At 31.5% G+C, this 19,879-nt stretch carries 22 protein-coding genes and 2 pseudogenes; 17 read left to right on the top strand and 7 right to left on the bottom strand.

Annotated features, from left to right (window positions below):
* Together BOW55_RS21070 and BOW55_RS17920 are read left to right on the top strand one after the other, a co-directional pair.
* On the top strand, positions 1–182 hold a 182-nt coding region (locus tag BOW55_RS21070), incomplete at its 5' end, for a hypothetical protein (RefSeq protein ID WP_206733620.1).
* A 143-nt stretch (positions 183–325) separates the two neighbouring features.
* Complete coding sequence (locus BOW55_RS17920) at positions 326–1,294, top strand: hypothetical protein (protein WP_129025531.1); 969 nt, start codon at positions 326–328, stop codon at positions 1,292–1,294.
* A gap of 321 nt (positions 1,295–1,615) precedes the next feature.
* On the opposite strand, the gene BOW55_RS17915 is transcribed toward BOW55_RS17920, so the two are convergent.
* Complete coding sequence (locus BOW55_RS17915) at positions 1,616–1,942, bottom strand: hypothetical protein (protein ID WP_129025529.1); 327 nt, start codon at positions 1,940–1,942, stop codon at positions 1,616–1,618.
* Positions 1,943–2,148: 206 nt separating this feature from the next.
* On the opposite strand from BOW55_RS17915, the gene BOW55_RS17910 reads away from it, so the two are divergent.
* The 13 genes from BOW55_RS17910 (at position 2,149) to BOW55_RS17850 (ending at position 11,437) form a co-directional block, all read left to right on the top strand.
* Entirely contained in the window at positions 2,149–2,559 is a 411-nt protein-coding gene (locus BOW55_RS17910) for a helix-turn-helix domain-containing protein (RefSeq protein WP_129025527.1), read from the top strand.
* 93 nt (positions 2,560–2,652) lie between these two features.
* On the top strand, positions 2,653–3,294 hold the full coding sequence (locus BOW55_RS17905) for a hypothetical protein (RefSeq protein WP_129025525.1): 642 nt from the start codon (positions 2,653–2,655) through the stop codon (positions 3,292–3,294).
* A 237-nt stretch (positions 3,295–3,531) separates the two neighbouring features.
* Positions 3,532–3,894: a hypothetical protein gene (locus BOW55_RS17900; protein ID WP_129025523.1), complete on the top strand. Its 363-nt coding sequence runs from the start codon at positions 3,532–3,534 to the stop codon at positions 3,892–3,894.
* Entirely contained in the window at positions 3,891–4,271 is a 381-nt protein-coding gene (locus BOW55_RS17895; protein WP_129025519.1) for a VOC family protein, read from the top strand. The genes BOW55_RS17900 and BOW55_RS17895 overlap by 4 nt, the downstream gene beginning before the upstream one ends.
* A gap of 107 nt (positions 4,272–4,378) precedes the next feature.
* Entirely contained in the window at positions 4,379–4,846 is a 468-nt protein-coding gene (locus BOW55_RS17890) for a DUF1572 domain-containing protein (protein ID WP_129025517.1), read from the top strand.
* A 184-nt stretch (positions 4,847–5,030) separates the two neighbouring features.
* A complete protein-coding gene (locus BOW55_RS17885) occupies positions 5,031–6,215 on the top strand; it encodes a hypothetical protein (protein WP_129025514.1) in 1,185 nt (394 codons plus the stop codon).
* A 43-nt stretch (positions 6,216–6,258) separates the two neighbouring features.
* Positions 6,259–6,813: a hypothetical protein gene (locus tag BOW55_RS17880; RefSeq protein WP_129025511.1), complete on the top strand. Its 555-nt coding sequence runs from the start codon at positions 6,259–6,261 to the stop codon at positions 6,811–6,813.
* A gap of 219 nt (positions 6,814–7,032) precedes the next feature.
* On the top strand, positions 7,033–7,359 hold the full coding sequence (locus BOW55_RS17875) for a helix-turn-helix transcriptional regulator (RefSeq protein WP_129025509.1): 327 nt from the start codon (positions 7,033–7,035) through the stop codon (positions 7,357–7,359).
* Positions 7,349–7,849, top strand: coding sequence for an SRPBCC domain-containing protein (locus BOW55_RS17870; RefSeq protein WP_129025507.1), 501 nt, complete (start codon positions 7,349–7,351; stop codon positions 7,847–7,849). Before BOW55_RS17875 ends, BOW55_RS17870 begins: the two co-directional genes overlap by 11 nt.
* 45 nt (positions 7,850–7,894) lie before the next feature.
* Positions 7,895–8,395, top strand: coding sequence for an SRPBCC domain-containing protein (locus tag BOW55_RS17865; protein WP_129025505.1), 501 nt, complete (start codon positions 7,895–7,897; stop codon positions 8,393–8,395).
* Positions 8,396–8,519: 124 nt separating this feature from the next.
* A complete protein-coding gene (locus BOW55_RS17860) occupies positions 8,520–9,746 on the top strand; it encodes an outer membrane beta-barrel protein (RefSeq protein WP_129025503.1) in 1,227 nt (408 codons plus the stop codon).
* Between the two features lie 132 nt (positions 9,747–9,878).
* Entirely contained in the window at positions 9,879–10,748 is an 870-nt protein-coding gene (locus BOW55_RS17855; RefSeq protein ID WP_129025499.1) for an alpha/beta hydrolase, read from the top strand.
* Between the two features lie 2 nt (positions 10,749–10,750).
* Positions 10,751–11,437, top strand: coding sequence for a GNAT family N-acetyltransferase (locus BOW55_RS17850; protein ID WP_129025496.1), 687 nt, complete (start codon positions 10,751–10,753; stop codon positions 11,435–11,437).
* Positions 11,438–11,461: 24 nt separating this feature from the next.
* Here the strand turns inward: BOW55_RS17850 and BOW55_RS17845 are convergent, their stop codons facing one another.
* From BOW55_RS17845 to nrfH, 4 genes are all read right to left on the bottom strand, one after another.
* Complete coding sequence (locus tag BOW55_RS17845) at positions 11,462–12,265, bottom strand: cytochrome c biogenesis protein (protein WP_129025492.1); 804 nt, start codon at positions 12,263–12,265, stop codon at positions 11,462–11,464.
* 49 nt (positions 12,266–12,314) lie between these two features.
* Positions 12,315–13,562 (bottom strand): cytochrome c biogenesis protein ResB, encoded by a 1,248-nt coding sequence (locus BOW55_RS17840; RefSeq protein ID WP_129025490.1) that lies wholly within the window; start codon positions 13,560–13,562, stop codon positions 12,315–12,317.
* Between the two features lie 109 nt (positions 13,563–13,671).
* Positions 13,672–15,138, bottom strand: a complete 1,467-nt coding sequence (nrfA, locus tag BOW55_RS17835; RefSeq protein WP_206733621.1) for an ammonia-forming cytochrome c nitrite reductase — start codon at positions 15,136–15,138, stop codon at positions 13,672–13,674.
* A gap of 44 nt (positions 15,139–15,182) precedes the next feature.
* Positions 15,183–15,800, bottom strand: a complete 618-nt coding sequence (gene nrfH / locus BOW55_RS17830; RefSeq protein WP_129025486.1) for a cytochrome c nitrite reductase small subunit — start codon at positions 15,798–15,800, stop codon at positions 15,183–15,185.
* A 337-nt stretch (positions 15,801–16,137) separates the two neighbouring features.
* Between nrfH and BOW55_RS17825 the strand changes: the two genes are divergently transcribed.
* Together BOW55_RS17825 and BOW55_RS17820 are read left to right on the top strand one after the other, a co-directional pair.
* Positions 16,138–16,506 carry a nuclear transport factor 2 family protein gene (locus BOW55_RS17825; RefSeq protein WP_129025484.1) on the top strand — a complete coding sequence of 123 codons (369 nt, stop codon included), beginning with the start codon at positions 16,138–16,140 and terminating at the stop codon, positions 16,504–16,506.
* Positions 16,507–16,657: 151 nt separating this feature from the next.
* Positions 16,658–18,247 (top strand): ABC-F family ATP-binding cassette domain-containing protein, encoded by a 1,590-nt coding sequence (locus BOW55_RS17820; protein ID WP_129025481.1) that lies wholly within the window; start codon positions 16,658–16,660, stop codon positions 18,245–18,247.
* 176 nt (positions 18,248–18,423) lie between these two features.
* Here BOW55_RS17820 and BOW55_RS17815 read toward each other — a convergent pair.
* Both BOW55_RS17815 and BOW55_RS20885 read right to left on the bottom strand, forming a co-directional pair.
* Positions 18,424–18,540 (bottom strand): annotated as a pseudogene (locus BOW55_RS17815) (ATP-binding protein); the annotation flags it as partial.
* Positions 18,541–18,686: 146 nt separating this feature from the next.
* Positions 18,687–19,879, bottom strand: a pseudogene (locus BOW55_RS20885) (hypothetical protein); the annotation flags it as partial.

Here is a 19,879-nt window from a genome sequence, read left to right as displayed (position 1 = left end):
AAATGAAATCTAGTTTACTTTACGGTCTTAATAGTTTATCTATTTTTAGTAATACAATTTTATATGAAGAAGTTATACCAGCATTTATAAGTGAAATTTATAGAATTAAAACAAGAAATAATTTCAACATATATCAGAATAGATGGTCTGGTTTAAGTCTTTATGAAATTGGACTAGGTTAACCTTTTTAACTGCCGGTATGTGTAAGCATTTATAGTCATAAATACAATTTAGTAAATCACTATCAGAAAAACTAATTGGTCAGGAGACGAATGTTTAAGTTGGCTGGATAATATACTAAGATCTAATTAATATATTTAAACTGATGAAAAAAGCCGTTTTAGAAGCACGAAAAAAATCTGAAAAGAAGATGCGCTATTGTATGTTCAATAATTGTACAAATACTGCTATAAAATCCCATGTTCTTCAAAAAAACGGCATACTTAGAGAGATATCTGATAAAAATCATTTAATTCAAATGGCTCCTGTAAATCCATTTGAGATGTCCAGTAAAGGACCATTAGATTTTAAATTAGTTGGAATAAACGATGTTTATACTTTTCAAGGCTTTTGTAGCACTCATGATTCAGAAATGTTTAAAAAAATAGAAACAGAATCGACATTAGATTTTAATGATAAAAATCAACAAGCTCTTTTTTGTTATCGCGGGTTATGTCAAGAAATTAGACGAAAAGAAATTGCAACCGAATGGATGTTAGAATTAAAGTCTCATTTTCCAGCACATTTTTTGCCATTAATAGAATCATTACTTGATGGATATAGCGATGGAATCAAAAATCTCAACTTATTTAAAACTGAATTAGAAAAAACTATAAATTCTCAAAATACAGATTCATTTTACTTTGAAACAATAAAAATTCCAAAAATTGAATTATGTATTTCTGTTCCATTAAACATTGGCGAATTAGAAATTCCTAATGATCTAGATTATGAAAAATGGAGACGTGAAAAACCCACCATGTCTACATCCTTCATTAATATTTTTCCAAAAGGGAACGAAAGTTTTGCTATAATAGGTTATCATAAAAATTATCCTTGTAATTGGACAATTAATCTAATAAACAAATTAAAATCAGAAGACAAAAATAAAATTTTCAAAGAATTAAGCGATTTAGTAACCTTAAGATTAGAATTTTGGTCAATGTCTAAATCACTTTTTGATACAATCCCACAAATAAAGCTAGCTGAGTTTAAATTTTTATTTATGCAAAATTCTTTTGACCATAGTCCAAAATTGGAGACGAAATTAAACTTATTTGAACATCTTAAATAGAAAATATTTATAATATTCCCCCGCTAGAGCGAGCGTCTCGCTCGTGAATACAAGCTAAAAAAATCTGTAGCATAAAACGTTACGAGCACGAGCGAGACGCTCGCGCTACCAAGCAAAAAGAACACAACGTTTTTTATAAGTTGCCTCCAGTTTTAACTGGAGGAATATGTCAAGATGAGAAAAGGCTTTAGCCAAATTATCTACAATTTAGCTAAAGCCTTAAGCTTCTTTATCATTTTCTCATCCAGCTAATTAAGTCTTTTCTGATAACGCGGATTTGCAATCCGTATCAGAACAAAACAGATATTACTCTTTTATATTTTAAACTTTTTTAAGAAACATATCATCGATTTCATCTAGAAATTCAAAAGCATCGAGAGGAAAAAGCTGGTGCACAACTTCTAAAATTAAAGACAAATTTATAGTTGTTCTTATATCTGTTTCTGAAATTTTATGTACGTCGTTATCCACACCTAAAATACAAAGTTTCAGCATTTCGTTAATAGCGCAGCCAAGCTCATAGTAACTTGAAAACGTAACTTTAGCAACATACTGCTCATTTTCTTTATTAGCCGATTTTAGAGTTTCAAAATAATAACGCATTAATTTTTTAAATTTCTCTTCATTTTCCATTTCATTTTTTTTCATTGACATTTGATTTCTTGTGTGTATTTTTAAGCATTATTTTATTTTATAATTCCATAATTTTAAAGTAAGAAAAATTGTATTTTTACTCCTCGCAAGTAATCAATAGATTTTCGGGTAATTGACAAATGCTAATTGTATCTTACAAAGTATTTTTGTTTTTTACAACGATCAAAAAAAATCTAATAATTTTTAAATATCTTTGAGCTATGACTACAACAGCAAAACCAAAACATATTGGAAGAAACATAAGCCGAATTAGAGAGCTTAGAGGTATGAAACAAGAGGCACTCGCTTTTGCAATTGGTGTTACTCAGCAAACTGTATCAAATATTGAAGGAAGTGAAACCATTGACGAAGAAAAACTAGATGCAATTGCAGAAATTTTAGGCGTTTCGGCAGAAGCTATAAAAAATTATACTGACGAAGCTGTATTTAATATTATTGGAAATACAGTTAATAATCATGATAATGCTGCTCTTTTTCAATATCATCCAACATTCAATCCAATAGATAAATTGATTGAATCTTATGAAGAAAACAAAAAGCTTTACGAACGTTTGGTTCAGGCTGAAAAAGACAAAAACGAATATTTAGAAAAATTACTAAAAGGAAAATAATTCCTCAACAATACATTTTATGAAAGCACAAATATCTTTTTATTTTGTGCTTTTTTTGTGCACAACCAAAATTTCAATCCAAACTTTAAACCTATGAAATTAAATCTACTCACATTATTTTTTGTCTTATCAGTAAGTTTTATTTATTCTCAAAAAACAATCAAAATAATTTTAGACCCAAAAATAAAAGCGTTGGCTCTTGAAAATATAAATACAACAAACAACGGATCACAATATGCGATAGATTCGATTTATGGAACAGTTTATAGAGGAAAAAATATGGTTGAAGACACTATATTTTATGATCATCTAAAAAATGATTTTACAAAAAAAGATTTTATGTGCAATCATTATTACGAAAATGACACACTTATTATTAAAGGTGGTTTTGGCAGTAGATTTCAGGTTTACGGTTTCGTTGCAAAAGTATTTCCAAATAAAACTGCAGAAATAAAATTGCGCAAGTTTTGGGGTTATCCCTCTTATTTTACAAGTAGAGACCAGGTAGATGCTAAAAGCGAAATACTCGTTTATACAAGGACTTCAAAACTTGTTCTCAACAGATTGCCCAACAATAAATCTGATCGTAAACATATTTATGGCTGTGTCGATTTTTTAAGCGAAGATTTTTTTGTTGAAATGAAAGACAAAAAAACTGGAGAACCTTACAAAGAAAAAAATACAATGGAATACAAGATTTATTTTGACAGCAGGTATCTCAAAGATGATGAATAACACAACCATTTTACTCCTGCAGTAAAATTCAATAGAACTAAACAAAAGATGGCCAGCCAACTAAAGAACATCCAGAAGAATATCTCGCAAAAGGAAAATTTCTAGTTATTTGGAGTTTGCATTCAGACAGTCCGCCAAAAGAAAAATCTGAAACTAAAGTAGAAACACTTTTACAATAAAATCCTAATCAAAGCTTCATTTTAAATGATTAATTTTACTCGCTAAAAAACAACAAAAATGAAACTACAAATACGAATCCTGCTTTATTCCATTTTATTCTTTTTATATCTTACCTCAACTCATTTTTTTCTATCACTTGGCGAGATATTAAAAACTGATCCTTATATAACTATGGGCTGCGGTTTTGCAGTTTTAAATATTATTTATGCTTTTTTAGGATTAAAATGGAAACCAACTTTAAATATAATTTGTTCTATTGCCATTGCTTCCTTAGCATTATTTTTGGCGGTGCAGTTTGCCAATTTGCATTTACTTTCAAATTACGATCCTTACTTAGTTAAAACAGCCATATTTACAAATGCTCTTTTATCTATTATTTTTTGGGAAATTGTGTATCAGATAAAAATTAGAAAATCATGATAAACAAATCAAATCCAGTTGTTTATTTTGAAATTCCGGTACTCTATATCGAAAGAGCAATACAATTTTATTCGGCTGTATTTAATTTTGATTTTGAACGAGATGTCATTCATGGAAACGAAATGGCTTTTTTTCCTATTTCAGAAAATGAAAGCGGAATTTCGGGAGCATTGGCGCAAGGCGAAATATACAATCCTACAATAAATGGAACTCTGATATATTTTGCAACAAATAATATCAATGAAACTTTAGATTTAGCCGTAAAAAATGGTGCCGAAATTTTATTTCCTGTAACATCAAATGGAGAATTTGGTTGGGTTGCAGAATTTAAAGACTGCGAAGGAAATCGAATTGCACTTCACATGGCAAGCAAATAAAAACCGCTAGAACAAAACTTTATTTCTTGCCAAACAACAAACATTTTCTATAGCTCCAATAAGAATAATATGCAATAAAAGAATATCAACTTCTAAATTATTTAAATGTGAAAAATGCATTAGAAATTGCCAATCGTTTTAGAGAAATTATCCTTAACGGAACTTGGGTTGCAAATACCAATTACAAAGACCAACTCGAAAAACTAGATTGGAAAACTGCCGTTACTCCTATTCAAAACTTAAATACAATAGCAATTCTGGCGCAGCACATACATTATTATACTGACGGAATTAATACTGTTTTTAAAGGTGGAACTCTAGACATAAAAGATAAATTCAGCTTTGACTTTCCTCCTATTTCTTCTCCTGAAGACTGGGAATTTTTTCTAGAGAAATTTTGGAGTTCTTCTGAAGAATTTGCCTCTTTTGTCGAACAAATGTCTGATGAAAAATTAGACCAGTTTTTTGCTGATGAAAAATACGGAACGTACAGAAGAAATATTGATGCTATGATCGAACATAGTTATTACCATTTAGGACAGATTGTTTTGATTAAAAAACTGCTGACAAAATAAGATTTATAAAAAACTAAACGTTCTAGTCCAGCCCCGATAAAGCCGATATCCTCGCAGAGATAAAGGCGAAAGCAGGACTAAAGGTTCTTTTGAAAACATAAATTTCTACTCCTTAAAATAAATTAAAAAAAGGCATAGTTGTTGAAAGTTAAATGAAATATATTTGCAACTTCAAAAAATTACTATGCAAAAAACTACTTTATTATTCTCTATATTCTTTCTGATTCTCTCATCGTGCGGCGTAAAAACAACTCAGGCTTTAATAAGCGATGGTAATTATGACGGTGCTATTGATCGCGCAGTTGAAGCTTTAAGAACTAAAAAAGATTCAAAAGGAAAACAAGATTATGTGTATTTACTTGAAGAAGCTTTTGCAAAAGCAAAAGAAAGAGATCTTCGTGATCTTGATTTAATGATTAAAGAAGCTACTCCTACAAATGCTGAACGTGTTTACAACACCTATTTACAATTGAATAACCGTCAGGAAAAAATAAGACCATTATTGCCTCTGCCGCTATTAAAACAGGGAAAAAATGCTTCTTTTACTTTTGACAATTATTCAAACCAAATTATAAGCAGTAAAATTGCTCTTACCAGATATTTATACGAAAATGCTTTGACTCTTTTAAAATCAAACAATAAACTTGATTATAGAAAAGCCTATGACGATTTAACGTATTTAGAAAACATTAGTCCAAACTATAAGAATGCAAAAAAACTAATGGAAGACGCACTGTTTAAAGGAACTGATTTTGTAGATGTTTATGCTAAAAATCAAACCAATATGGTGATTCCGAAAATGCTTCAAGACGATTTATTGGATTTTAAAACCTATGGATTAAATGATAAATGGACGGTTTACCACAGCGCCCGACAAAAAAATGTTACTTACGATTACAGCTTAATAATCAATTTTAGACAAATAAATATTTCGCCCGAACAAATGAAGGAGAAAGAATTTATAAAAGAAAGACAGATTAAAGATGGCATGAAAACACTTTTAGACAGTCGAGGAAGACCTGTAAAAGACAGTTTGGGTAAGGAAATAAAAGTCGATAATTACAGAATGCTTCGCGCAAATGTTTATGAATTTAGGCAATTTAAATCTTGTCAAGTTACTGCAGTTGTAGATTATGTTGATGTAAGAACAAATCAATTACTTCAGTCATTTCCTGTAACCAGCGAATATTTCTTTGAGAATATTTATTCGACTTACAAAGGTGACAGAAATGCCTGCGACGATAACTACATTAGTTATTTTACAAAACGCGCGGTTCCTTTTCCTAACAACGAACAAATGGTTTATGATACCGGCGAAGATTTGAAAGCAAAAATTAAAGATATTATTGTTCGAAATAAATTCAGATAATAATCCCATTTAACTTAAAATAGAAGTAGTTAATAAACAAAACATGAAATTTAGAATTTTAATTATCACCACACTCCTTTTTATCGCTTGCAAAAAGGAAGATAAACAACCAGCTGATTCAATTGTAACTGCAAAAAAAGATACACTGCAAAAAACGGAAAAAACAGAAACCAAAAATACTGCAGATACAATCGTATTATCGAAAAAACATAAGACAAATAAAATTTTATGTGATCTTGATGGAGACGGATTAAATGAAACTGTTGAAATTGTAAGGAGTACTAAAAATGGAAAAAGCGGTTTGAGAATCATTTTCGGGAACGGAAATAAAACCGATTATTTTGGTATGGGAAATGACATTTTAGATCAAGGTTTTGATGAGATCGACTGGGCTGGAATATTTGAAAAAGCACCCAAAAATGAATTATACTGGGATAATGTAGGCGAAAATGGAGATATACTTGCAGATGAAGAAATCAAAGAAGAAGATAAAATAAAACTGCAAAATGACGGAATATTTATTCACGCCGAAGAAAGCTGCGGCGGTGGAATAATTTATTTGGAAAACGGAAAATACAAATGGATTCAGCAAGAATAATTTTATAGTTTTATAAAAGCATTACGTCTAAATTTAAACAGAGGCTCACTTAATACAGTGAGCCTCTGCTTGTTTTACAGCATAATCTTTCTCCACATTCTTCTCTTCTTTTTATTGCATTTCACTGTTATTATATAAAAAAAATCAAATTTCACCTTGCGCAACCAAAAAGTTGCGTATATTTACAAGTGATTAGTTGCTTATTTAAATAATTAAAAAATGAAACGAGATATTTTTCAAGCCATTGCTGACCCAACCCGAAGAGCAATTCTGGTTTTAATTGCTTCTAATGCATTAACGCCTAATACAATTGCAGAACAATTTAATACAACAAGACAAGCAGTTTCTAAACACATTAAAATTCTTAATGAATGTGAATTGTTGAATGAAACCAAAATGGGAAGAGAAATCTATTATCAACTCAAAATTGACAAAATGAAAGAAATTGATCAATGGCTGGAGCAATTTAAACAAATATGGGAAAGCCGTTTCAGTCAATTAGATCAAGTATTAATGAACTTAAAATCTAAAGAAAATGGAATCTAATTTAGCAATGAGCTTTACTGTAGATAAAGAGAATAAAACGGTAAACATAAAACGTGAATTTAATGCTCCTTTATCAAACGTTTGGTCGGCATGGACCGAGCCCGAAATTCTAGATCAATGGTGGGCGCCGGCTCCCTTTAAATCAAAAACAAAAAGTATGGATTTTAAAGAGGGCGGACGAAGACTGTATGCTATGGTTGGTCTGGAAGGCGAAGAACGATGGAGTTCTTTTGATTATACTTCTATTTCTCCAAAAACAAACTTTAAATATTCTTCTACTTTTTGTGATGCTGATGGAAACTCAAATTCAGCTTTTGGAAGCTCATATTGGGATTTAACGTTTTCTGAAAAAGGGAATCTGACGGTTGTTGATATTGCAATTACACGAGATAGTCTGGAAGAATTAGAAAAAATAATCGAAATGGGTTTCAAAGAAGGAATTACGGCCACTATGCAAAGTTTGGACAAAATCTTCGAAGCACAAAAATAAAAACAAAGTCAATAAAAATAGTAATAAATCTAAAATCTAAAGAAAATGAAATCGAATCTTTTAATGAATTTTACTGTAGACAAAGAAAATAGTACCGTAAATGTAAAACGTGAATTTAATGCTTCTCTAGCAAATGTGTGGTCGGCATGGACAGAACCAGAAATCCTAGATCAATGGTGGGCGCCAGCTCCTTGGAAAGCCAGAACAAAAAGCATGGAATTTAAAGAAGGCGGCCGCAGGCTTTATGCTATGGTAGGACCAGAAGGCGAAGAACACTGGGCAATAGCCGATTTTACATCGATAACGCCTAAAACTAATTTTAAATATCTAGATGCTTTTAGTGATAACGAAGGAAACTTAAACGCAGATTTTCCGCGTTCTGACTGGAACGTTAACTTTTCTGAGCAAGGAAATTCAACAATCGTTGACATTGCCATTAAACATGAAAAACTATCTGATTTAGAAAAGATTATCGAAATGGGCTTCAAAGAAGGTTTCACAATTGCTCTTGAAGGCTTGGATGAAATTTTTGCTTCAAAAGTCTAGCAGATTCAATCAAATATATAAAAGTTGTACTTTACGGTTTCCCGTATCGTATAACTTTTTTTTTATTCTAAATTTGCTTCATACAATTAATTAAACTATCAAAACCTAAAAACCTACTACTTAAATGAAAAAACTTTTTATCCTTTTTATCTTCTTACTTGTATGTAACTTACAGTCTTATTCGCAAATAATTTTCGAAAATGGTTATTTTATAAATGAAAACAATCAAAAAATAAACTGTTTGATCGAAAATCAGGATTGGAAAAATAACCCAACTGGTTTTAACTATAAATTAGACGGCAACCAAAATATACTTGCCGCCGACATCAAAACTATAAAAGAGTTTGGAGTAAACGGTCAATCAAAATTTGTTAGAGCATTGGTAAAAATAGATCGCTCTACTACAAAGATTGAAACAATGAGTAGAGAAAAAAATCCCGAATTTAATGACGAAAAACTATTTCTAAAAGTACTTATCGAAGGAAACGCCACGCTTTATTTATATGATGATGGAAATCTGAGAAGCTTTTTTTACAAAAATAATGATAGCGAAATCAAACAATTAGTATACAAAATGTATTTAGTTGGTAATTATTCTATAGCCAAAAATAATTATTTTAGAGAACAATTGTTTATTGATTTTAAATGCGAAACTATCTCTCAGAAAGAATATGAAAATTTAGCCTACGAAAAAAAAGCTCTTGAAAAATTCTTCATCAAGTACAATAAATGCAATGATCCTAATTTTGTAAGCAATGAAACTAAGAAAAAAAAGGATTTATTTAATTTAACTATCAGACCGAGATTAAACAGTACTTCTTTCTCTACTAACAATTCAATGTCTGACACATTCGATATCAAATTTGATTCAAATACAAATGTAAGTTTAGGCGTTGAAACTGAATTTATTTTTTCTTTCAATAAGAATAAATGGTCAATAATAGTTGAACCAACTTATCAATATTATAAAACAGAAAAAACAAAAGAAAGCTCCGTTTATTTGGGTGGAGAAGTAATTGGAAAAGTTGATTATAAATCAATTGAATTACCAATAGGACTTAGACATTACTTTTTCTTAAATGATGGATTCAAAATATTTGCTAATGCGTCATTCGTTTTTGATTTCAGCTCACAATCCAAAATAAAATTTACTCGAAATGATGGTTCTGAAGCAAATTCTCTTGATATCAAATCTGGCACTGGTTTTGGAATTGGAGCGGGTTGTAAACTTAAAGATAAATACAGTTTAGAGTTTAGATATCTGACTGGTCGAAATCTTCTTTCAAACTACGTTACCTGGAAATCTTCATTCGCTACGGCATCTCTAATATTAGGATATTCATTTTTCTAAAAAAAAGTCGCTCCACAATAATATAGATCCTACTTCAAATGAAGTAGGATCTATTTTTTGAATTTACTTGTTCCTTTCACTTACCCAGTATTAATTTAAATTTGTATTTTTCAAGTTCAAAATACCATACTAATGAATAAATATTTTACACTTCCCTTTTTACTATTTTGCACCACTTTACTTTTTAGCCAAACTAACAAATCAAAACCGACAGACACCAGAAAACCATTTGTACTTGGAGTTATTGATGAAATACAATCGAAAGAATTAGGCGAAAATCGAATTTTAAATATTTATCTTCCTGAAGGCTACACAGCAAAAGACACCACAAAATATCCTGTAATTTATTTATTGGATGGTTCTGCAAATGAAGATTTTATACATATCTCAGGTTTAGTACAGTTTAATAGTTTTGAATGGATTAATCAAGTTCCAAAATCAATTGTAGTAGGTATTGCAACCGTAGATCGAAGAAGAGATTTTACTTTTCCTACAACTGTTCAAAATGATAAAAACCGATTTCCAACAACAGGACATTCGGATAAGTTTATTGCTTTTATCGAAAAGGAATTACAACCTTTTATTGACAAAAAATACAAAACCAACAATTCAAAAACTATTATCGGGCAATCTCTTGGCGGGTTATTGGAAACAGAAATCTTATTCAGAAAACCATTACTATTTAATAAATACGTAATTGTAAGTCCGAGTTTATGGTGGAATAATGGCTCTATTTTAAATCAGAATCCAGAAATTCTTTCGGAAAATTTCAAACAAAAAACAGAGATTTATATTGCAGTAGGCAAAGAAGGTCTTACGCCTACAGAAATTCCGCGTGTCATGGAAGTTGACGCTAATCTTTTGGCAGAAAAAATAAAAGCATCTCAAAGCAAAAATATAAAAGTCTATTTTGATTATTTCCCAGAGGAGAATCACGGTACAATTTTACATCCTGCCGTTTCAAATTCTTTTAAATTCTTTTATCCTCAAAGCAAACAATAAAAATGAAAATTAACGAAGAAAGCAAATTAGACAATCCTGTTTGGAATTCATTATCTGAAAGTCATCAAAAATTTGCTTTAGAGTATAACGGAACCAAGTTTTATGATCCTGATTATTGTCCGTTTGGAGGATTTTTAGAACTTGAGAGCACTCTAGAATCAGCAGATAAATATGCTTCGTTGTGCGACAATTTCTTTATTGTTGGCGAAAAACCTAAAATTGGCAACACTTTAAAAATTGCCAAAGAACTCGTTTGTCTTCAAATGATTGTTCGTGAAAAAGTTCAAATAACATTTGATAATAAAATCATCAAACTCACCGAAAAACATAAAGAAGAATTATTTGAATTGGTAAATTTGGTTCAACCTGGATATTTTAAAACCAATACATTTTTATTAGGCAATTATTATGGAATTTTCTCCAGTGGAAAGTTGGTATCCATTGCTGGCGAACGAATGAAAACGAACAACTTTACCGAAGTCAGCGCCATTATAACACATCCAGATCATACTGGAAAAGGTTACGCCAAACAATTGACATCACACGTTGTAAACAATATTTTTGATGAAGGCAAAATTCCGTTTTTACACGTTGTTGAAACTAATCTTCGAGCAATAAAACTCTATGAAAAACTAGGCTTTGTTACACGAAGAAAAATGAGTTTCTGGAATATTTCTAAAAAACAGTAATTAATATAAACTACTCTACTTTATTTATGTATTTGAGTATGTATGTACACTTTGTGCAGCTGAAGGCATATAATTAACTCCAAACCAGCAAAGAAGCAAAACTATAAATGCCATCGCCAAAGTTATTAAAATAGGTTTAACGCTGTCTGGGTAGCGATATCGTATATGTATATAAATTAAATACCCTAGCCAAGTCAGCATAGCCCAAGTTTCTTTCGGATCCCATGTCCAATAGTGCCCCCAAGCTTCTTTTGCCCATAACGCTCCAAATAGAAGCCCTAAGGAAAGAAAACCAAACCCTACATAAACAAGATTATTGGCTAGATCAAGTATGGTGTTTTTGTAATTGCCTCGATAATATTCAAACAAACCGTAACAAGCGGCAATAGAAGAAGCGGCAAGCAAAGCATATGAAAAAATATACACTAATACATGAGGTACGAACCAAACACTCTGCAAAGCTGGCATTAAAGCTTTATTGTAAGTATCTGGATTAAGATAATTAATGGTTAAAAATATGGCAGCCATTACCAAACTATAATTTAATAACCATTTATACTGCCATCTTATATAAGTTATTATTCCAATAATTGGTAAAAAAACAGCATACCAAAGTCTGGTTTCTCCAAGTGTTCGCATTGGAGGACGTCCTAAATGCTGCCACAAGTTAAGAGTAAACAGCAACATTAGTAATCCGCCTAATGAGGCAATAGTAATTATTAAAAATGTTTTTTGCCTTGTACTTTTTAACAGCTGAAAAAACATACAAAGCAGCCAGCAAATTGTCGCTGCGACAGCATAATGAGAAAAATAGATCCAATAATTCATTTAAAAACTTTTATTTATATACAACACTTTCCTTAAAACAAGATTTCTATTACTTAACAATACTTCTTCCTTTAAAAATTAAATAAACAGCCCCAATTATCATCATAAAGATTCCTGTATAAACAATGGGCAGCCAAGGATCACGAACCAATTCGATAACGCTTAACTTAGACCATTTTCCGTACTTTTCATCATAACTTAATTGATAAACTTTCCATCCGTCAACTTTATAAGGTTTATTAACTTCTATTACTGTTTTATCATTTTTTCCATCTTTTACAAATACATTAACATAAGAACTGTATTTTTTTGCCTCAGGCTGCAACATTACAATTGCCTCCTTGTTAGTTAATTGCAAATACGAATATTCTGTTGCAAAACTTCCGCAGCTAATCCAGGCAGTAGTATCAATTGCAGCCGATTTTACTTCAATCAAAGCCGCCGGTGCTGCTCCTTCTTCATTTACATGAAAATAACCATTCCCTGTAAATTTGCTGTCTTCAATGTAATTAACAATCTTAATTTTATAGCCTTTATAGTTGTATTCATCTCCTTTACTAATCATTCTTAGAGCATTAATACCTTTTGTTTCAATACTGTTGTTTGTAATATCAGCAAAGGCCAGTTTTGGAGCAAAAGTTTCCATGTTAAAACTGGTAAGTTCAAATGCAATCGGCATCGGAACCTTATTTCCTTTTTCATTTTCGGCACCCCATACTAATTGTTTTTCATATAGATTCATGGTATAACGCTGCAGATCTCCACTTCCTAAAATCCCTGCAGTCATAGCAATAAAAAGTCCTAAATGATTTAATACAAACCCCCAATTTTTCCATTGCCACGGTACTATTCGGTTAAGAGTTGCAAGTCCCAAAGTGATCAAAAAATACAATTGTGCTATGATAAAAGGCCAGCTATTCAGCACGAACGAAAAACCAAATAGATCTGGTTTTACACCTTCGACAAAATTTTGTTGAGGCAATGTTCCCATAATAACTGCCTGAATTAAAACTAAACCAATCGCACTAACTGAGGCGGGCACAGATCGCAGCCATTTTACCCAAGGATGTGTTTTACTAGTAAAATGCAGTAAACATAACATTACAATAAATAAGGCTCCAATGATATAATTTACGGGGGCACTTACAGCTTTTATATTAGTTCTAGTGGTTATTTGCAGCAAATAACCTGTTACTAATAAACCAGCGGCTATTATAAACGATTCCTTATAATCCCACGGATAATGCCAGAGTCTTTTTTTAGGAATTTTATCTTTTTCTAAATTAACTATTCTCATTTTTTACTCCGAAATTTGAAAAATGTAACTTGAAAAGGGTTTCACAATTAATCAAAATTTGCTCAACCCTTTCTCAATGTTACTTAATACTGTTTAGCTGTAATATTTTTTATTTTTTCTTTGCTTCTTCTAACCATTTTGGTAAAACCGTTTTTTTAAATTCAGCTTTGTCAGCTCTTTCCTTGCTCATATCTAAGCCTATAAACTGCTGTGCTTTTTCTTTAGTCGAAATATCAGGATATTGTATTGGTCCTGTTTGTCCTAATGCAGCTAGTACTTTACTCAAACCAATTCTTGCTTCGGCTGCTTTATTCAAACCATTGGTAATAATTCTTGCCGTTTCTAACGGAGCATGAAATGATCCTCCGTGTGATGCCGCCGCAAAATCCCAACGCCATTGTGCTTGACGAATTAATTTGAGGATATTTTTCATCTGTACATCTGTTGCTCCTTTATCCCACGCAAGTTTTGCCTCTAAATGAGCTTTTACCAATTGATCCTCTAACTCAATTCGTATTTGGTGAATTTTTTCCTGACGCTCGTTTACATTTGCTATCAGTGTTTTTTCTTCCTCACGATGACAAACCTGACAAGAATTTGCTACATTATTAAGCGGTGATTGTATTTTATGATCTGTAAACTTTTGTCCGCCTTCGCTTTTATAAGGCATATGGCAATCAGCACATGAAACACCTCTTTGTCCATGAATTCCCATTTGATGAATTTCATAATCAGGATGCTGTGCTTTTATAATTGGCGCTTTACTTAATGCATGAGTAAAGTCTGAGAATTCAATATCATCATAATATTTTTCCATATCCTCAGCTTTCATACCATTTTTCCAAGGAAATTTTACTTTGGTTGCACCTTCTACCGATTTTTTGTCAAAGTAATATTCAACATGACATTGAGCACAAACAAGCGAACGCATTTCATTTTGTGTTGCCTTAGTAATATCTTTTCCTTGCTCTTTAAACGCTTCAATTAAGGCTGGACGTGTAATTTTTAAATTCATGGTTTTAGAATCATGACAATCAGCACAACCTATTGGGTTTACAATTTCTGGTCCTAAAGCCGCCCAAGTCTGCTTGTAAAACTCGTCAATTCCTAATTTATCCATCATACGAGGCACATCTGGTGATTTACACACCCAGCAGCTTGAAGGCTGCGGACCATCTTGCGGACCTTTTGGTGCTCCAGTTCTTAAAGTATTATATATATCTTCTAAAGCATAAAAATGCCCTCGTCCTTGATTGTAGTCTTTGGCAAAACCATATCCTGCCCAAAGTACAACCATGCGTGGATCTTCATGCAGCATATCTCTCATTTTACCGCCACCGTATTTACTTACAAAAGTAGTATCTGCGGTTTCATAATAGGTTTGAAATTCACGAGGATAATTTTCTCCCCAAACTTCATTTCTTGACTCAAATTCGCCCACAGGAGTAAGTACTTTATTTACAAACAAAGCTTCTGTGCGACGTTCCATAACACTGTTTACGAGTAAACCCAACATAAAAACAATCAGCATCGTAACGCCAAACATTACCCAGCCTAACCATGGTTTATTTTTTATAATTTCTTTTAGTGGTGCCATAATTATATTTGTATTTTAATTATTTATTTGGTTTGATTTGTTTTCTTTTTAGACACAGCTGTACTATCCGTTTGTTTTTGCAGCCATTCTGGAATTGGCGATTCTAACAAAGGAACTCTTGCGTTTGGAACAGATGACAAACTATTTACTCTTCCATGCGGCACTTCACGATGGCAATCCCAGCACAATTTTCCCGCTCCATGCTGTTTACTTTCTAAAGTCACTCCTGTTGTGCTTACGTTTGCATTAAGATCGCTGTGGCAACGCTGGCAATTATTTTGAACTACATCTGTTCCCGCTTCCTTAATTTGAATAACTTGCGGTTCTGCGCGCCATGTAAAAACTGTAGCGTGATAAATACCGTCTTTTGCCTTAAAAAAATATTTATTAAAAGGATTATCTTGCGGCACGTGGCAATCATTACAGGTAGTAACCTTACCATGAGAACTATGTTGCCAAGTAGCATAAAAAGGAGTCATTACATGACAGTTAACACATGTTTTGGGTTCATCGGATAGATAGGATACCGCATTTGAAACATATAATAAATAGGCAAACAATCCCATTCCTATTCCAACTGCCATTATAACAAAGGGTACCCATTTACGTGGCGGCAATAAATAATTCAAAAATTTATTCATGATATTTTCCCTTAATATTTCCTATCAAATTTATAGGGTAATTAAATTCTGTAACATGATAAATATCAGATAGTAAACTATTTTTCTTAAATTTTCAATTTTAACATTTGAAATACTTTTTTTCTTCTATTTTTTCAATATGTCAACATTTATACACAACATCTTACTTAAACATCTGCATAATATCTTTAACTATTTTTAGAACAAGTTTCCATATTTTAAAATCACTATATTTAACAAACTTTCTTATATGATAAAAAAGACAATTCATTTTTTTATAGCTCAATTGACAATAAACCAATAATAATCAACCACTTATTAAAAACTCAAACCAATCATGACACCAAATAAACAAACCGTAAACGAATATATGGCTGCTTTTATGGTAAGCGATCATAAAAGAATTCTTGCCTGTCTTACTGATGATGTAGTTTGGGAAATGCCTGGAATATATCAACATGTGGGTAAAGAAGCTTTTGACAAAGAAATTGAAAATGACAATTTTGTTGGCAGTCCAACGATTCAAATTATAAAATTAATCGAAGAAAATGACATTGTAATTGCCGAAGGAGCTGTTCAAGGAAATATGAAAAATGGTAACAAACTGGACGCCGTTTTTTGTGATGTTTTTGAAATGGAAAATGGAAAAATAAAAAAACTCACTTCCTATTTAATGTCTAAAAATGCCAATTTAAAATTTGAATAATCTGGAATTCAAATCTTAAAAAATATTTTTTATATCTTTGCCACACTAAATAAACCGCACAAACTCTATGTGATTAAAAATTTCTTTCGGACAATTTTAAGGTAAGCCGCAAAAGGCTTGCTCATTTGTTTATTCCTTAAAGAAAGAAATTATGGTTATTTTACAAAATATCTCATATCTGCATTCAAACAAAGATTTGCTGTTTGATAAAATCACTTTTACAGTTAATCCTCGCGAAAAAATTGCTTTAATAGGAAGCAACGGCGTTGGAAAATCAGCATTATTAAAAATTATTGCGGGTGAATTACAACCTGCCGACGGAATATTAAAAACGGATTCTAAGCCTTATTATCTGCCACAAATATTCGGACAGTTTAATCATCTTAGTATTGCTCAGGCTTTGCAGGTTGAAGATAAATTGAGTGCGCTTCGGGAAATTCTAAACGGAAATGTTTCCGAAGAAAATCTCAGCACTTTAAACGACGACTGGACAATTGAAGATCGCTGTAATGAAGCAATACAATATTGGCAATTGCAAGATTTAAATTGGAATCAGAAATTGGAAACACTGAGCGGCGGACAAAAAACAAAAGTTTTTCTAGCTGGAATTTCAATTCATCAACCTGAACTGGTTTTACTTGATGAGCCAAGTAATCATTTGGATGTTTCGGGAAGAGAATTGCTATACAATTTTCTAAAAAGTACTTCTTCAACTTTGATTGTTGTAAGTCACGATCGAAAACTGCTTAATGTATTAAATTCGGTTTACGAATTATCAAAATACGGAATTACGATTTATGGTGGTAATTACGATTTTTATACTGAACAAAAACGTATCGAAAACAATGCTTTAAGTCAAGATATTCAGGGTAAAGAAAAGGCTTTACGCAAAGCAAAAGAGAAAGAACGTGAAACGCTCGAACGTCAAAACAAACTTGATTCCCGCGGTGAAAAGAAGCAAAAGAAAGCTGGCGTTTCTCGAATTATGATAAATACTTTGCGCAACAATGCCGAAAACAGTACCGCTAAAACGAAAGGTGTTCATGCTGAAAAAATTAGCGGAATATCAACCGAATTACAGGAATTGAGATCCTCTTTACCTGATATTAATCAAATGAAATTTGGTTTTGACAAAACAGATTTGCATAAAGGCAAAACACTTTTTTCAGCAACTGCTATTAACCACAGTTACAAAGATCATTTACTATGGAAAGAACCGCTTAGTTTCCAAATTCTAAGTGGTCACCGTGTGGCCCTGAAAGGTTTAAATGGTTCTGGAAAAACAACTTTGATTAAAATAATCATGGGTGAATTGCATCCTAAAACAGGAACAATCTACAAAGCCGATTCGAAAATTATTTATATCGATCAGGATTATTCACTTATCGAAAATGGAATTTCGGTTTACGAACAGGCTCAAAAATTTAATATTTCGGGTTTACAGGAACATGATATAAAAATGAAACTCAACAAGTTTCTGTTTTTACAAAATGATTGGAATAAATCCAGCTCGGTTTTAAGCGGAGGCGAAAAAATGCGCTTAATGCTTTGTTGTTTAACAATTAATAATCATGCTCCAGATATTATTATTTTGGATGAACCAACAAACAATCTTGACATTCAAAATATCGAAATTTTGACGGCCGCAATTAATGAATATAAAGGAACTTTAATTGTGGTTTCGCACGATGCTGTTTTTTTGGAGGAAATACATATTGAGGATTTTATAGAGTTGAATTGAATTAAAAATTCAGTTTGTCATTCCGAGGAACGAGGAATCTTCATCAGTAGCTCCGCAATCAAAAGACTCAATCTTTGTCGAGTTTCTTATGAAGATTCCTCGTTCCTCGGAATGACAAGATTGCGCAGAACTTTATCAAATTTTCTCTACAAAATATTACAATCTGAAATCTAAAATTACCCCAACCATCCCTCACGATCCAAACTTCGATATTGAATTGCTTCGGCGATATGCTGCGAAATTATATTTTCTGAATTATCTAAATCGGCAATCGTGCGGGATACCTTAATAATTATTAAAAATTAAAATTAAAACCTAACTTAGCTGAATACCGAAATTAAAATAAAACGAACTAAATATGGAAGAACTTAGTAAAGAACTAAATATGGAAAACTTTAAATTAATTTTGACTAGTACATTTGTCACAGGAATGCTTTCACTAAAGCTTATAGTTTATCGAAAACAAAATAGCTCGAGGCAGAATATATGTATTTTGTTCACTAATCATATAGTCCGAAAATGAGTAGCTATTTTTCTTTTTAATATCGAACAAATTATTAACTGATAATTCAAAACCTAATGGTTTATTTTTCTTTTGATAAAAAAGTGATGTATTTGCGATATCGTAAAAATTAGACTGCTTGGCATTATTTGTGTTTTTTAAACACTCATAATCAATCTTATACTTCCAAAATTTAAAAAAGGTAACTTCAAGTGTAGTTGTTATGGCATCTGTTTCATATTTAGATTTTGTTAAACCTGAAAAATCACTAAAGCCTTTGTTATAACCAATACTAAAATCTGGCCATTTTTTATATGCAGTTTTAAAAATCAAACCAATATCTTGATTATTCCTTTTATTATTTGTGGTAACATCATTTAAAGTTTGTGAGTAAGCAAACCTTGATAACTGCGCATTTAATTTCAAATTAAATCGATAGATTCTTTTAGAGACAAAACCATTAAAACCAATATTCGTTTCTGGATTATCACTTAAAATTGGAGTATTGAATTGATCAATCCCATCCAATTGAGTTTCATTTCGAATCACTTTTACTTTCTTGGAATAATTTAGCATTCCGTTCCAAATAATCCCTCTGTATGTGTTCATTTTTGAATAACGCAAGCTCGCAGAATGATACTTTTCGTTTCCTAATAGTGCATTACCTTTATAGACTGCATTGTAAAATTCAAGAGTATACTTATTTGCTACTTGATTTACGTCTGGAAATTTATTTTCTAATTTATAAACAAAACTTAAAGTCTCTGACTTATTAAACTCATAATCACTATTCCATTGTGGCTGAAACAATACTTTTGAAACATTATAATTGCCATCATTTTGAATTGTATTTAACAGATACCAATGTAAATAGACCCCAGGCTTATTTACCCATTTCCCTATCTTAAATTTATACTCTAGACCAACATACGCATCATTTAATTTATAACTAATATTATTTCCAAAACCAGCTGTTGCAAAATCATTAATGGAACCATCCGTTAAAATTTGTTTTTCGGAAGTTTTAAAATTAGACTTTTCAAAATTATTACCAATATTAGTATACAAATGATTAAAATTATTAATAATCCAATAGTGTTTAAAAAGAGCATCAATACTATTTACCTCTG

This window comes from Flavobacterium sp. YO12 (genome assembly GCF_004119495.1).
Classification (GTDB): Bacteria; Bacteroidota; Bacteroidia; order Flavobacteriales; family Flavobacteriaceae; genus Flavobacterium.
The sequence above is the reverse complement of the archived record's forward strand: the minus strand, read 5'-3'. Positions and strand labels throughout refer to the sequence as shown.

Excerpts from the sequence above, each read along its gene's own strand:
- BOW55_RS17870 (WP_129025507.1), top strand. The coding sequence starts at position 7,349 with ATGGAATCTAATTTAGCAATGAGCTTTACTGTAGATAAAGAGAATAAA.
- BOW55_RS17840 (WP_129025490.1), bottom strand. The coding sequence starts at position 13,562 with ATGAGAATAGTTAATTTAGAAAAAGATAAAATTCCTAAAAAAAGACTC.
- BOW55_RS17825 (WP_129025484.1), top strand. The coding sequence starts at position 16,138 with ATGACACCAAATAAACAAACCGTAAACGAATATATGGCTGCTTTTATG.
- BOW55_RS17865 (WP_129025505.1), top strand. The coding sequence starts at position 7,895 with ATGAAATCGAATCTTTTAATGAATTTTACTGTAGACAAAGAAAATAGT.
- BOW55_RS17910 (WP_129025527.1), top strand. The coding sequence starts at position 2,149 with ATGACTACAACAGCAAAACCAAAACATATTGGAAGAAACATAAGCCGA.
- BOW55_RS17905 (WP_129025525.1), top strand. The coding sequence starts at position 2,653 with ATGAAATTAAATCTACTCACATTATTTTTTGTCTTATCAGTAAGTTTT.
- nrfH (WP_129025486.1), bottom strand. The coding sequence starts at position 15,800 with ATGAATAAATTTTTGAATTATTTATTGCCGCCACGTAAATGGGTACCC.
- BOW55_RS17820 (WP_129025481.1), top strand. The coding sequence starts at position 16,658 with ATGGTTATTTTACAAAATATCTCATATCTGCATTCAAACAAAGATTTG.
- BOW55_RS17875 (WP_129025509.1), top strand. The coding sequence starts at position 7,033 with ATGAAACGAGATATTTTTCAAGCCATTGCTGACCCAACCCGAAGAGCA.
- BOW55_RS17850 (WP_129025496.1), top strand. The coding sequence starts at position 10,751 with ATGAAAATTAACGAAGAAAGCAAATTAGACAATCCTGTTTGGAATTCA.
- BOW55_RS17885 (WP_129025514.1), top strand. The coding sequence starts at position 5,031 with ATGCAAAAAACTACTTTATTATTCTCTATATTCTTTCTGATTCTCTCA.
- BOW55_RS17860 (WP_129025503.1), top strand. The coding sequence starts at position 8,520 with ATGAAAAAACTTTTTATCCTTTTTATCTTCTTACTTGTATGTAACTTA.
- BOW55_RS17920 (WP_129025531.1), top strand. The coding sequence starts at position 326 with ATGAAAAAAGCCGTTTTAGAAGCACGAAAAAAATCTGAAAAGAAGATG.
- BOW55_RS17845 (WP_129025492.1), bottom strand. The coding sequence starts at position 12,265 with ATGAATTATTGGATCTATTTTTCTCATTATGCTGTCGCAGCGACAATT.
- BOW55_RS17880 (WP_129025511.1), top strand. The coding sequence starts at position 6,259 with ATGAAATTTAGAATTTTAATTATCACCACACTCCTTTTTATCGCTTGC.
- BOW55_RS17900 (WP_129025523.1), top strand. The coding sequence starts at position 3,532 with ATGAAACTACAAATACGAATCCTGCTTTATTCCATTTTATTCTTTTTA.
- BOW55_RS17855 (WP_129025499.1), top strand. The coding sequence starts at position 9,879 with ATGAATAAATATTTTACACTTCCCTTTTTACTATTTTGCACCACTTTA.
- BOW55_RS17915 (WP_129025529.1), bottom strand. The coding sequence starts at position 1,942 with ATGAAAAAAAATGAAATGGAAAATGAAGAGAAATTTAAAAAATTAATG.
- BOW55_RS17895 (WP_129025519.1), top strand. The coding sequence starts at position 3,891 with ATGATAAACAAATCAAATCCAGTTGTTTATTTTGAAATTCCGGTACTC.